The 12,726-nt window shown below is 70.7% G+C and carries 10 protein-coding genes, 1 tRNA gene and 1 pseudogene; 2 read left to right on the top strand and 10 right to left on the bottom strand.

Annotated features, from left to right (window positions below; all coding sequences use genetic code 11):
• Nucleotides 1–16: 16 nt before the first annotated feature.
• On the bottom strand, nt 17–391 hold the full coding sequence (locus ABD951_RS26345; protein ID WP_345352658.1) for a nuclear transport factor 2 family protein: 375 nt from the start codon (nt 389–391) through the stop codon (nt 17–19).
• A gap of 142 nt (nt 392–533) precedes the next feature.
• Between ABD951_RS26345 and ABD951_RS26340 the strand changes: the two genes are divergently transcribed.
• The gene (locus ABD951_RS26340; RefSeq protein WP_345352656.1) at nt 534–3,698 is read left to right on the top strand and encodes a multicopper oxidase family protein; all 3,165 of its coding nucleotides are present in this window, start codon (nt 534–536) and stop codon (nt 3,696–3,698) included.
• A 46-nt stretch (nt 3,699–3,744) separates the two neighbouring features.
• Here ABD951_RS26340 and ABD951_RS26335 read toward each other — a convergent pair whose 3' ends face one another.
• The 6 genes and pseudogenes from ABD951_RS26335 to ABD951_RS26310 all read right to left on the bottom strand — a co-directional run bounded on the left by ABD951_RS26335 (nt 3,745) and on the right by ABD951_RS26310 (nt 9,467).
• Nucleotides 3,745–3,834, bottom strand: a complete 90-nt coding sequence (locus ABD951_RS26335; protein WP_345352654.1) for a hypothetical protein — start codon at nt 3,832–3,834, stop codon at nt 3,745–3,747.
• A gap of 220 nt (nt 3,835–4,054) precedes the next feature.
• Nucleotides 4,055–4,171, bottom strand: a pseudogene (locus tag ABD951_RS26330) (PepSY domain-containing protein); the annotation flags it as partial.
• A 178-nt stretch (nt 4,172–4,349) separates the two neighbouring features.
• Nucleotides 4,350–4,898 carry a nucleotidyltransferase family protein gene (locus ABD951_RS26325; protein ID WP_345352651.1) on the bottom strand — a complete coding sequence of 183 codons (549 nt, stop codon included), beginning with the start codon at nt 4,896–4,898 and terminating at the stop codon, nt 4,350–4,352.
• Nucleotides 4,899–4,932: 34 nt separating this feature from the next.
• On the bottom strand, nt 4,933–5,904 hold the full coding sequence (locus ABD951_RS26320) for an antibiotic biosynthesis monooxygenase (protein WP_345352648.1): 972 nt from the start codon (nt 5,902–5,904) through the stop codon (nt 4,933–4,935).
• Between the two features lie 12 nt (nt 5,905–5,916).
• Nucleotides 5,917–8,643, bottom strand: coding sequence for a molybdopterin-dependent oxidoreductase (locus ABD951_RS26315; RefSeq protein ID WP_345352645.1), 2,727 nt, complete (start codon nt 8,641–8,643; stop codon nt 5,917–5,919).
• Entirely contained in the window at nt 8,640–9,467 is an 828-nt protein-coding gene (locus ABD951_RS26310) for an FAD binding domain-containing protein (protein ID WP_345352642.1), read from the bottom strand. Before ABD951_RS26310 ends, ABD951_RS26315 begins: the two co-directional genes overlap by 4 nt.
• A 174-nt stretch (nt 9,468–9,641) precedes the next feature.
• Between ABD951_RS26310 and ABD951_RS26305 the strand changes: the two genes are divergently transcribed.
• Nucleotides 9,642–9,716, top strand: a tRNA-Thr gene (locus tag ABD951_RS26305).
• A gap of 64 nt (nt 9,717–9,780) precedes the next feature.
• On the opposite strand, the gene ABD951_RS26300 is transcribed toward ABD951_RS26305, so the two are convergent.
• The 3 genes from ABD951_RS26300 to ABD951_RS26290 all read right to left on the bottom strand — a co-directional run bounded on the left by ABD951_RS26300 (nt 9,781) and on the right by ABD951_RS26290 (nt 12,706).
• Entirely contained in the window at nt 9,781–10,020 is a 240-nt protein-coding gene (locus ABD951_RS26300) for a hypothetical protein (protein ID WP_345352639.1), read from the bottom strand.
• A gap of 70 nt (nt 10,021–10,090) precedes the next feature.
• The gene (locus tag ABD951_RS26295) at nt 10,091–11,701 is read right to left on the bottom strand and encodes an LCP family protein (RefSeq protein WP_345352636.1); all 1,611 of its coding nucleotides are present in this window, start codon (nt 11,699–11,701) and stop codon (nt 10,091–10,093) included.
• A gap of 15 nt (nt 11,702–11,716) precedes the next feature.
• Nucleotides 11,717–12,706, bottom strand: coding sequence for a cytochrome c oxidase assembly protein (locus ABD951_RS26290; RefSeq protein ID WP_425569968.1), 990 nt, complete (start codon nt 12,704–12,706; stop codon nt 11,717–11,719).
• Between the last annotated feature and the right edge of the window lie 20 nt (nt 12,707–12,726).

Here is a 12,726-nt window from a genome sequence, read left to right as displayed (position 1 = left end):
CCTGCCCGTTTGCGCCTCAGCTGACCAGGTCCGCCTCGGTCAGGTCCGTCGCGGCCAGCGCCGAGGCCAGGTCGCCGTGCCGGAACACCGACGTCACCTGGTCGTGCACGACCCGGAACGCGGACGCCGTCGTGGTGACGTCGTCCGGACTCGCCGCCACCCGGGTTTCCTCCTCGACCACCACGACACCCTCGTGCACGTACATGCGGCCCGGTGTCAGCGTCACGCCGGCCGTGGTCGCCCAATTCCGCAGCGCGGCCAGACCCTGCCCCGCACCCTGCATGTCGCCGATGTCGATGTCGTCGCTGGACAGCGCGAGCAGGGTGTCGATGTCGGAGGAGTTCAACGCGTCGTGCCACGCCAGGACGGTGGCGATCTCGGATGTGCTCATGGGATCAACGCTATCGGTTCCGGGGCGTCCCGGGGTGCCCGCGACGCACGATCCGCGGCGGTGTCGGGATCGCAGGAATTAAGCTGCGAGGGCGCAGACGATGCCGCGCCCACGTCTTCTGATTCCGGAACGGGGCAGCCCGATGGTCGTGAATCGCAGCAGACCGCTCACGGTCCTCGCGTGCCTGGTCGCGTCGGTGGCGTTGGTCCTGTCCGGATGCGCGTCCGGAGGATCGGGGACCGGCGCCCGCCCCGGGGTCAACGCCGGCCCCGACGGGCACCCGGTCGCGTACCGGGAGCCGGTCACGCTGTCGAGCAGGGACGGCGTGCTCGAGGTGCGGCTGTCCGCGCACCAGGGCACGGTGTCCCTCGACACGGTCTCCCGACCGGTGTCCGACTTCCTGGTCTTCGGATACGAGGTCATCCGGGGGACGGCCTCGGACGGGTCCACGAAGGGCGACAACCTCTATCCCGCGCCGACGCTGCGGGTCGATCCGGGTCAGCGCCTGATCGTCCATTACGACAACGACCTGCAGGACCTGACGATCGAGGACTTCTACGACCCCGCCTTCACCCCGGCCGGCGGTGACGTGCCGCTCTACCCGCCGGCGTTGACGTCGGCGCCGCTGAACCTGCACACCCACGGCGTTCACGTGAGCCCGGGTGGCAACGCGGACAACGTCCTCCTCGACATTCCCGCCGGCCAGGGCAACGTCTACGACTACGCGGTCCCGACGGACATGCCGAACGGAATGTACTGGTACCACAGCCACCGCCACACGCTCACCGCGCAGCAGACCTACCTCGGGCTGGCCGGCCTCCTCGAGATCGGTCGTCCCGACGGGAACCTGCCCGCGGTGACGCGTGATCGCGTACCGATCCGGACGATGGCCCTCCAGTACAACTACGTGTTCGACCGCAAGGGCGCCGGCCACCGGCTGAACGACCCCACCTGGCCGCAGTGGGTCAGCACGCTGACCCCGCCGACGGGGTCGCAGCTCGCCGACGGCACCTACCGGCCGAGCCTGGCCCCGGTGAACTTCTCCGAGACGACGAAGGGGGCGCAGTACGTCACCAACTGGTACGCGGGGCCGCTCTCGCCCGCCAATCACCGCGGCCAGAACCAGTTCGTGCCCGGGAACCTGCAGTCCTTCGCCGGCGAGTCGGTCAGCGTCCCCGCGGACCCGGCCCTGCCCGACAACGAGCGTGACGTGCAGTTCACGATCAACGGACAGTTCCAGCCGGAGCTGAAGCTCGCGCCCGGCCAGACCGAGATCTGGGTGCTCGCGAACATCAGCGACATCGCGTACATGCCGGTCCGGCTGACCGAGACCGCGACGGGCACCCACCCGAAGTTCGAGATCGTCGGCCAGGACGGCAATCCCTTCACCCGGGTGCAGCGACCGGTCGACGGCGACGGCACCCGGCTGGTCATCCCGCCCGCGTCGCGGTACGCGATCGCGGTGACCATGCCGGAGACCGGCGACCTCGTCCTCGACATGCCGCCGCTCGAGGGTGCGAAGCCGGTCGCGAATCCCGGTGTGCTCTACACCAACAACGGCACGGAGAACCCGCCCGCCGTGCTGGGAACGGTCACCGTCGACCCGTCGGTGATCAGCTACGCCGACGGCTTCTTCACGTTCCCGACCCAGACGCTGCTGCACGTGACACCCGGCCGCGGGCAGGGGCGGACGACGGCGTTCGAACCCGGTCAGAACCTCGACGCCTACACCTCGTTCGTCGACACGTCGGTGATGACGCCCGACGTGACGCGCACGCTCGCCGTGTCGGGTGGATTCGGCAACGAGAAGGCCAGCGGCAGCGACCCCAAGGCCTTCACCTACCAGTTCGACGACAACACCTTCCCGAACATCCCGCTGATCCAGCCGCGACTGAACTCCGTGGAGGAGTGGGCGATCACGAACTTCAACAACGACGAGCACCCGATGCACATTCACGTCAACGACTTCCAGGTGATGGACGTCGCGAATCCGGTCGCGGGTACCCGGACCGGCGTACAGCCGTGGGGCATCGACAACGTCAACGTTCCGGCGCCCGTCACCGACGCGAACGAGAATGCGCTCGTGCCGGCCTCGGTGACGCTGCGGACGAAGTTCACCGAGTACACGGGTACCTTCGTGATCCATTGCCACCGGCTCAACCACGAGGACAACGGTTTGATGGCGCTGGTCAACGTGATCCCGGAGGTGTCCACCTACGCGGTCGCGGTGCCCGGGTCGCCGGGCGCCCCCGCGACCGTGCAGGTGCACGATGGCAACGGCGACCGGGTCACGGGCTTCGTCACGCCGTTCCCGTCGTTCGAGGGCACGCCGACGGTGGCGATGGCCGACGTGAACGGCGACACGGTGCTCGACCTGATCGTCGGAACCGGGCCGGGTGCGGCGCCGGAGGTCGTGGTCTACGACGGCGCCGACCGCGCGGACGGACCGTTCACCGCCGAGCTGGCCCGGTTCGCCCCGTTCGACACCGGGTTCCGCGGCGGGGTGACGGTCGCCGGTGCGGACGTCGACGGAAACGCGTTGGCCGACAACATCATCGTGGCCACCGGTCCGGGCGTGGAATCGCAGGTGAAGGTCTTCTCGTCGACGCTGCCTGCGGCGAAGGGCGAAGCGCCCGAGGTGTTCTCGCGCTTCACGCCGTACCCGGGATCGACCGCCGGGGTGAGCGTCGCGACCGGAATGGTCGACGTCGGCTCCGGCCGGGACAGCATCGTGACGGCGCCGGGGCCGGGAGACGAACCACGGATCAGGACCTTCCGCTACGACCTGTTCGAACCGACCGCCGCCGCGACCGCGCACGACGGGCACGCCGGACACGGCGACGGTGTGCGGGAGCCTCGGACGACGTCGGAGTTCCTGGCGTTCGACGGGGGATACCGGGGCGGCGTCTCGCTGTCGACGGGCTGGGTCGCCGGGGCCGAGGGCGGCGCGAAGAGCATCGTGACCGGCATGGCCGGTGGGGACGGCACGGTGCGGGTGTGGTCGAGCGGGTCCCGCCTGGACGGCGAACCCGGGATGTACGTCGAGAGCCCGAATCACCACCCGAGCGACGTGGCCTTCCGGCAGATCGCCTCGTTCGCCCCGTTCGCCGGATCGGGGGTGCAGGTGGCCACGACCAGCACGACGACCGGCGCGGACCTGCTCGTCAGCGCCGGGGGAGCGGCCGGGGCGGAGGTGCGCCGGTACGGGCTCGGCCGGGCCGAGCCGCAGGCCACCACGGTGACGCCGACCCTGCTCGGCACCCTGCCCCCGCTGCCCGTCGGGTCGCTGCCGCTGGCCGGCAGGTAGATCGCGCGGCGCCACTCGCCCGCGAGGGCCGGCAGGGGATCCGGGGTCAGCGGTCGGGCACGATCGCACCGCTGACGGCGTCGACGTTCACGTCGTGGTCCCAGCCCTGCGTGTTGCGGATGTGGACGTGCCACACGGTCGTTCCGTCGTGCTGGGCGAGTTCGGACGAGGCGACCGTGCCGCCGGGGAATCGCCGGCGCGGTCTGCTCGGCCTGTTCCCGCGTGACCGTCAGTGCCGCGTTCGGTGCGCCGGCGGGAGTCGAACTCTCGCCGTCGCCGTCGCGGTGCTCGGGCACGATCGCGCCGCTGACGGCGTCGACGTCCACGTCGTGGTCCCAGCCCTGCGCGTTGCGGATGTGGACGTGCCACACCGGCGTCCCGTCGTGCCGGACGAGTTCGGACGAGGCCACCGTGCCGCCCGGAACCGTCGCCGCGGCGGTGTGCTCCGCCTGCTCCTCGGTGATCGTCGGCATCGCCACCGCACTCGCCGACGACGGCGACACGGTGACGGCGACACTCGTCGACGGCGCGGTGGCGGTGGTGTTGTTCGAGGTGCATCCCGCGAGCAGCAGTGCCGCGGCCGCGAGGACGGGGCTCAGCCTCGTGCATCGCGCGGTTCTCGTGGTCCTCGATTCGGTCGGTGGTTGCGTGTCAGGGGACGTCCTGGTCCCGCCCCGTGGCGAGGTCGCCGCACTGCACGCGGACGACCTCCCCGCGCCGGCGCGCCAGATACCCGCGCCCGCCTTCGTCTCCGTGGGCGCTGTCGGACAGGGCCGTCCAATGCCGCCGGGCCACCACGACGGGATGGCCCGGCCGGTCGCCGAAGAAGGCGCGCGCCAGTCCGGCCGGGGACTCGGTCGCGGCGCCGATCACCCGCGTCACGACGTCGCCGGTGACATCCGGCAGGTCGACCAGGTGCACGGCCGCATATCGCGCCCCGGGGACGGCCGCGGCCGCGGCCAGTCCGGCGCGCAGCGACTCGCCGATGCCGTCCGGCCACCGCTGCGCGTACACGCCCTCGGCACCCTCGGGCAGCGGCGCGTCGGCGGCGCCGAGCACGACCAGCACCGGCGCACAGCCGCCACACCGCAGTGCATCGACCGCGGTGGTCAACCAGAGAGCCCGATGCGCCAGGACCTTCGGTGACCCGTACCGACGCCCCGCACCGGCGGCCAGGAGCAGGCCGAGGACGTCGCTCACGACGCACGCTCGCGGTGGACGGGGTGCGGTGTCGTCACGGCAGGGTCCAGAACACTCTGGTCACCAGATAGAAGACGAGGACCCAGAACGCCATCACACCGGTCACGACGGCGATCCCGCGCAGGTTCGTCCGGGTCGCCGGCGCGTCGGGAGGCGGACGCATCCAGCGGCCCAGCAGCGGGTTCACGTAGTGCGGCATGGTCACGAACGTCATGATGAAGCTGGACAACAGGTTTCCGACGAACAGGCCGAGCCACAGCGGCATCTTCAACGGGGCCAACGCGAGCGTCAGCAGCACGATGGTCGGATACAGGCCGACCCAGACAGCGATGGAGGTCTTGGTCTCCGACGGTGGTGGCGCCTCGTTTCCCTTCTCGTCGAACGAGAACCAGCTGCCGAACGAGCTGTCGATCGTGCGTGAGGAGAAGTCGTGGTACCGCTCGCCCTCGTCGAGGAGTTGCCTCCGCTTGTCGGAGGTGAGCCAGGCGAGCAGGTTCGTGGCGTTGTCGAAGCGGTAGAGGGCGGTCCACTCGTCCTGCACGCCCTCGACGGGGCGGAACAGTTCGGATCCACGGAATCCCTCGAACTTGCTCTCCGCCAGCCGCATCCGTTCCTGCCACGCGACGAAGTCGTCGACGTTGTCGGGTTTGACGCGGTGGGTCACGACGACCGTCACGAGCTGGGAGGCAGGCCGTGACCCGCCGCTGATGACCTGCTGGGTGGCCGGGCCGTCGAGGAAGTGCCTGCCCTTGTCGAGCCAGTCCTGCCGGGCCGCGCTGTTGAGCCAGGCCTGGACGTTGGCGACGCAGTCGAAACGGTAGATCACCACCCACTCGGGTTGCACCGCGGTGGGGGCCGCGATCTCGGCGCCGAGGAAACCGGTGTGCTGCGAGGCGGCGACGTTGATCTCCTCCTGCCAGGCCCTGAACTCCGACTCGAATCCGGGGCGCACCCGCTGTCCGATGATCACTGTCGCGGTGTCGCGGCCGGGGCCCTCGCTGTCCATCGCACCGCGCTCCTACCGGCGCTCCCGCGGATCGCCGGCGTGCGAGTCGAACACGCGGCGATAGATGCGTTCGGGTGTGAGCGGCAGCTCCCGGAACCGCACCCCGGTCGCGTCCTCGACGGCGTTGGCCAGGGCGGGCGCCACCGGGTTGATGCAGCATTCCGCGATCCCCTTCGCGCGCATCGGCCCGACCGAGTCCGACGAGTCGACCACCAGCACCTCGGTGCGCGGGATGTCGGCCCAGGTGGGGATGCGGTAGTTGCGCAGGTTCGGGTTGGTCATCACGCCGTCCCCGTCGACGTGGTGGTTCTCGGTCGTCGCGAATCCGATGCCCTGCGCGACGCCGCCCTCGATCTGGCCCCGCACCTGCGCCGGGTTGATGATCACCCCGGCGTCGGTCGCGTGCACGCTGCGCAGGATGAGGATCTCGCCGGTGACCCGGTGCACCGCGATCCGGAAGCCGTGCGTGTTCGACACGACGCTGCGCGGCGATCCGTAGGCCTTGCGGGCCGCGGTGAACCGGATGCCGCGGGCGCCCGCGGCATCGAGGAGCTCGGACAGCGGCACCCGGGTGCCGCCGCACACGACCCCGTCGTCGTCCATCGCGCACGCGGCGCCGTCGACGCCCGCGCGCTCGGCGGCGAACGCGAGGATGCGGTCCCGCAGCGCGGTCGACGCGTACTGCACGGCGTTGCCCGCGACGGACAGGCCCGCGCTGGCGAATGCGCCGGTGTCGAATCCGGTGCGATCGGTGTCGGACTGCACCAGACGCACCCGCGACGGCGTCGTGCCGAGCACGGTCGCCGCGATCTGGACGTGAGCGGTCGAGGTTCCCTCGCCGAATTCGACCGTGCCGACCGCGATCTCGTAGACACCGTCGTCGCCGAGGGTGGCCCACGCCTCGGAGAGGTGTTCGGTCGGCGGCGCGGTCTCGTGCAGCGAGCTCGCGGTTCCGGTCCCGACCAGCCAGTCGTCCCCGGGGGGCGGCTCGGCGTCGGTGTGCCCGAGGGCCTCGTCGACGAGATCGATGCACCGCGCCACGCCGTCCTGCGCGAACACGACGTCGTCGGGTCCGTCGTCGAACGCCACGAGCGAGTCCCCCGGCCGCACGATGTTGCGCCGGCGCAGCTCGAGCGGATCGATCCCGAGGGCGAGCGCCAACTCGTGCATCGCGGACTCCACCGCGAACGCGGGCTGGGTCATCCCGTATCCGCGGAGCGCGCCGCTGGGCACCGTGTTGGTGTAGACGGAGTACGCGTCGTACTTCTTGTTCGCGCAGCGGTACAGCATCACGGCGGCCCCACCGGCGAACAGCGTTTCGCCGCCGTGGTTCCCGTAGGCGCCGGTGTTCGAGACGTTGCGGACCTGCACGGCGGTGAGGGTGCCGTCGGCCCGGGCGCCCAGCTTGACCGTGATCGTCATCGGATGCCGCGGCGACGCCGTGGTGAACTCCTCCTCCCGGGTGTACTCGAGACAGACCGGGCGTCCGGTGTCCAGCGTCGCGAGTGCCACCAGATCCTCCGCGATCACCTCCTGTTTGCCGCCGAAGCCACCGCCGACCCGCTTGCAGAACACCCGCACCTGATCGGGCCGCAGGTCGAAGAGGTGCTCGAGTTTGACCTTCGCGATCGACGGGGACTGGGAGCTGGTCCGCACGTGCACGCGACCGTCCTCCATCCACGCGATCGACCCGTGGGTCTCCAGGTGTGCATGCTGCACCCGCGGCGAGAAGTAGGTGCCCTCGTGGACCACGTCGGCCTCCGCGAATCCCGCCTCCACGTCGCCGACGTGCCCGTGCAGCTCGAGCAGGATGTTGTGCACGGGGTCGCGCACGAACGGGTCGTCCGAGCCGTGCAGTTGGGGTGCGCCGTCGGCCATCGCGTGCTCGGGGTCGAACACCGCTGGCAACGGCTCGTATTCGATGACCACGCGGCGGCACCCCTCCTCCGCTGCCCCGACGGTGTCCGCCAGCACCGCGACCACCCGCTGCCCGACGAAGCGCACGGTGTCGTCGAGGATGTAGGTGTCGTCGGGATCGACGAGGTGGTCGGTGTGGATCGCGGTGGTGAAGCGCTTGCGTGGCACGTCCTCCCAGGTGTAGACGCGGTGCACGCCGGGCACGGCCAGTGCGGCGGTCCGGTCGATCGACACGATGCGGGCGTGCGCGTGTGGCGAGTGCAGCACCTTCAGGTGGAGGAGACCGTCGACGGCGGTGTCCATCGTGAACTCGGCCCGGCCGGTGACCACGTCGGTGGCCGCGGGCGCACCGATGCTGGTGCCGACGGCCCGCCCCGGTGCCGCCGTCTCGATCCCGGTCACTCCGTTCACCGCGTCCTCGATTGCCCGGTACCCGGTGCACCGGCACAGGTTGCCCTTCAGCGCTCGGGGGAGGTCGCCGCGCTGGGCGTCGGTGAAGGTCGCCGCGGTCATGATCATGCCCGCGGTGCAGAAGCCGCACTGGAAGCCGGGGGCGTCACGGAACTGCCGCTGCAGCGGATGCAGGTTCTCGGGCGAACCGAGCCCCTCGATCGTGGTCACCTCGCGGCCCTCCGCCCGGAACGCGGGGGTGATGCAGCTGTGCACCGGGTCGCCGTCGAGCCACACCGTGCAGGCCCCGCAATCGCCCGCGTCGCAGCCCTTCTTGACACCGTGGTGGCCGAGCTCGCGCAGGAACGTGCGCAGGCACTGGCCGGGTCGTGGTTCCGCGTCGGAGGGCTCACCGTTCACCGTGTACGTCATCGCCGGTCTCCCGCCGCGAGTTCGAGCCGGATCTCCTCGGCGAAGTGCCGGGCCAGGTGGCGGCGGTGTTCGGGGGTGCCGTTCGGGTCCGCGAACCACGCCTCGTCGGGAACGGAATCGATGCCGCGCCGCATCGTCTCGGCATCGGGCATCGTGTCGAACGCCAGACGGATCGGGTGTGTCGTTCCCGCGGTCAGCGTCAACAGCAGGTCGTCGGTGCCGGGCGTGCGCGTCCCGACCATGAACAGCGTCGAGCGGCCCAGCCGGGTCAGCGAGAACCGGCGGTGCACGCACCGCTTGCGCAGCGCGTCGGCCGGGAGGTCGATGTGCCGCAGGATCTCGCCGGGTTCGAGGATGTTCACGTGGTCACCGGTGACGAAGTCGGCGGCGTCGACGGTGCGCTCGGATCCGTCGGCCGCCCACAGGGTGTACGTCGCCTCGAGCGCGACCGTCACGGTGATCATCGGCCCGGCCGGCAGCGACAGGCAGATGTTGCCGCCGACCGTCGCCGAGTTCCACACCTTGAACGACGCCAGAAACGCTTCGCAGCCGGTTCGCAGCAGCGTGCTCGCGCCCCAATCGAGTTGGGGTGCAAGTTCGTAGAGGTCACGGATCGTGCACGTGGCACCGATCCGCAGGCCGGTCTCGCAGGCCTCGGCGGACGGCCAGCCGAGCGCGGTGAGGTCGACGAGCCGGCTCAGTCCGGGTTGGGGAACGGAGAAGAGCCACGTGCCCCCGGCCAGCCAGCCGTCTCCCTCTTGCCAGTCCGCGCCTGGTCGGTCGGGCGGTCGGCGTACGACGCCGGTGACGGTGTTGAGATCCATCGGACGACCCCGTCCAGGAATGTGACGTACCCAACATAGCCGAGTCGTGGAGTCCAGGTTGCCGTTTGCGGCCGCGGGCGCGAACGGCCCACGTGAGCGCCCGTGGTGGCCCACGTCAGGGCGTCGGTTTGTCGCCGGTCGAGGGCAGCCGGATATGATGGGCGCGCTTTCCCCGCCTCCTTAGCTCAGTGGTAGAGCACTCGCCTTGTAAGCGAAAGGTCGTCGGTTCAATCCCGACAGGGGGCTCCACACGCGAGCGTGAGTTCGCGCAGGTCGGCGGGTCGTTCCGGTGGCGCCGGCGGAAGAACTCCCGCTACCCGCCCTCGATGACGGCGCGGAGTCCGGCCTCGAGTTCTCCGACGATCTGGACGAGGCCGAGGATCGCGGTCCGGTCGACGTCCTCGACGGCGCTGCCGGTTTCGCCGAGCGCGCACAGGATCGCCTGCAGTTTCCGGGTCCGGGCCGCGGCGTGCGGGATCTGGAGGTCGCCGTATCCGTGGTGGTCGGGACCCGAGCCGGTCGGACCGGTGTGGGACGAGGAGCGGTTGCGCACGCCGTGACTCCTGTGCTGTTCGTTGCTGACGTCGACGGGTTGTCGACCACTGCCCGGCTCGGTCTCTCCTTCAGTCGACGCAGGGAGCGCCGTGGTCGGCCGTGACGCGGCCGCCCTGCGGGCCGGTGGTGGGTACCGCGGCCGGAGGGGGAGTCGCGCCGGCACCACCTGCGGTGGTGGCGGTCCCGGACGTGGGCGGGGCGGCGACGGTGTCCGGACTGTCGGCGCCGAGGACGAGTTCGACCCGATCCGTGGGGGTGGACGCGTCGGAGGTGGCGGCGATGCCGAACACATCGGCGACGGCCTGTGCGGCCGCCTGTGCTCCAGGACCGTACGTGACGGTGGTGGTGTCGGTGGCGGGGCCGTTCGTGACCGCCCCGACGTGCAGGCCCCGCTCGGTGAGCGCGCCGGCCGTGGTCGCGGCGAGACCCGCCCGGTGGGTGCCGTTGATCACGTCGATGCGTTCGCGGCCGGTCGGTGGTGACGTCGTGGTCGGTGTGGCCGTGCCGAACAGGGTGGCGATCTCCGATCGCAGGCGGACCGGGTTCACCTTGTTCACGTCCTGGCCGTCGACGGTGGCGTAGCCCTCGATCGGGAGTGTGTAGAAGTCGATGTTCCCGGCGGTCAGGTTGTCCGCTTGGGTCGCGAACGCGACGGGATCGAGGTCGGCGTCGATGACGATGTCCTTCTTGACGACGTCGAGGAGGCCGCGCATCTTCCCGATGTTGCCGAGCACGCCGGTGCCGCGCAGGTTCGCGATGACCGCGGAGAGGAACGCCTGTTGCCGGTGCGTGCGGTCGAGGTCGCCGTTGTCGAGGCCGTGGCGTTGCCGCACGAACGACAGGGCCTTCGACGGGTCCAGCGATTGCGTGCCTGCCGGGAATTCGGCGCCCGAATAGGTGTCGTGCACCGGTGCGTTCAGGCACACGGTGATCGGGCCGATCGCCTGGGCGATGTCGTAGAAGCCGATCAGGTTGACCTCGGCGAAGTGGTCGATCGGCACCCGCAGCAGGTTCTGGACGGTGGTCAGCGTCGATCGTCGTCCTGCATCGCGCGATCGCTGTTCCAGTGTCGCGGGATCGGTGACGCCCGACTTCCGCAGTCGTGTCTCCTCGTCGAACTTGGCGAGTCCGTACGCTTCCTTGACCTTGCGCATGCCGTATCCGGGCACGCTGACGTAGTCGTCGCGGGGGATCGCGGCGGCCGTGGCCCGGCTGCCGTCGCCGGGGACGTGCAGCAGGATGAGCGTGTTGGTGTTGTAGCCGCCGACGTCGCTGTCGCCGGCATGCAGTTGGTCGGTGACGAACTGGGCGGGCAGGTCGCTGCCGTCCATCGCCTTGCGGCTGTCGAGCCCGATCAACAGGATGTTCGCGTCGCCGTGCGCGGACTTCGGCGCGCCGCCGCCGAGTGCGTTCAGTGCGTCGGAGACGTGCAGCGCGGAGGTGGCCTGTGAGGTCACCGCCCATCCGAGTCCGGTGACGGCGAGCACCGCGGCCGACGTTGCCGTGGCCAGCCACCTCGTCGTCCGGGCGCCACGAGCGGCGGCCGGCTCCGGTCGGGGCGGGTTCGGCCCACGGGTTCGCCGCGGCGGTGCGGGCGGTCGCGGGGCGTCGATGCGGTGCCGGCCGGTGCCCGAACCCGTCCGGGTGCCGGGCTGCCGGCGGTCGTTCGTCCGTGTCATCTCACCTCCGGCCCGTCACCGCTCGCGCCGGAAGCGGTCCTGCAGCTGCGGGTCGTTCTCCCACCAGAGTCCGTGTGCGGCAGGCGGTTCCGAGACGTGTTCCTCGGCAGCCGCGGCGGCGCGCGCGGGCCCTCGGGCGGCGTCGAGTTCCGCGGCGTCGAGTTCGGCGTCGATCGCCGCCGCCGTGGCGCGGTCGTCGAGGGTGAAGGCCCGCATCAGTACGAGGAGGAACGGGACACCGATGACGTCACCGAGAATCCACAGGATGCCTGCCCCGATGATCTGGTCGGTTCGTGGATCCGGGCCCCAGGTTCGGGCGGCGTAGTGGCCGGCGGCGATCAGCGGTCCGAGCCAGAGAACGAGGCCGAGGAGACCGTCACCGATCACCTCGACGAACGTGATCGTGATCGAGATCATCTGGGAGTAGCGGCGGGGCACCGGGTCCGCCTGCAGCCGGGCATAGAAGTACCCGAAACCGACCACCACCAGGACGATTCGGGTGATCTGGTCGACCAAGTGGTGTTCGAGGACCGCGGGATACCAGCCGGTGAGGTACAGCAGCCACGGGGTCGCGAGCATGGCGAGCGAGGTGGTGGCGGGGTGAGCGAGGATTCGTGCCCCGCGGCCGGACAGGGCCGTGTCCAGCCGTCGGCCGCCGCCCGCTCCGAGGGCGCCACGCAGGACCGACACCGGTCTGCCGAGTGCCAGTCCGAACGGCACCACGAACAGCAGGATCACGACCTGCAGTGCCCGCACCCAGAACAGGGTGTCCGCGTACACGCCGACGAAGCTCGTCGCGGCGACCGCCCACGCCGCGCAGCCGAGGAACAGGAAGCAGTAGCCGCGTCCGCGCCCGACCCCGTCGCCGCGGCGGGCCTGCCGGGTGTGTGCCCGGTGGTATCCCCAGGCGAGTCCGCCGGTGACCGCCAGCGTGGGGAGGTCCCACTGCCACGAACTCACGGCAGTGGACAGCGTCAGCGGGGTCTCGACGAACGACACCGCCACATTGTGCGCTTCGGCGGAGA

Origin of the sequence: Rhodococcus olei, from assembly GCF_039540555.1 — a bacterium.
Classification (GTDB): domain Bacteria; phylum Actinomycetota; class Actinomycetes; order Mycobacteriales; family Mycobacteriaceae; genus Rhodococcus_G; species Rhodococcus_G olei.
This window is presented reverse-complemented; position numbering and strand designations above follow the sequence as displayed.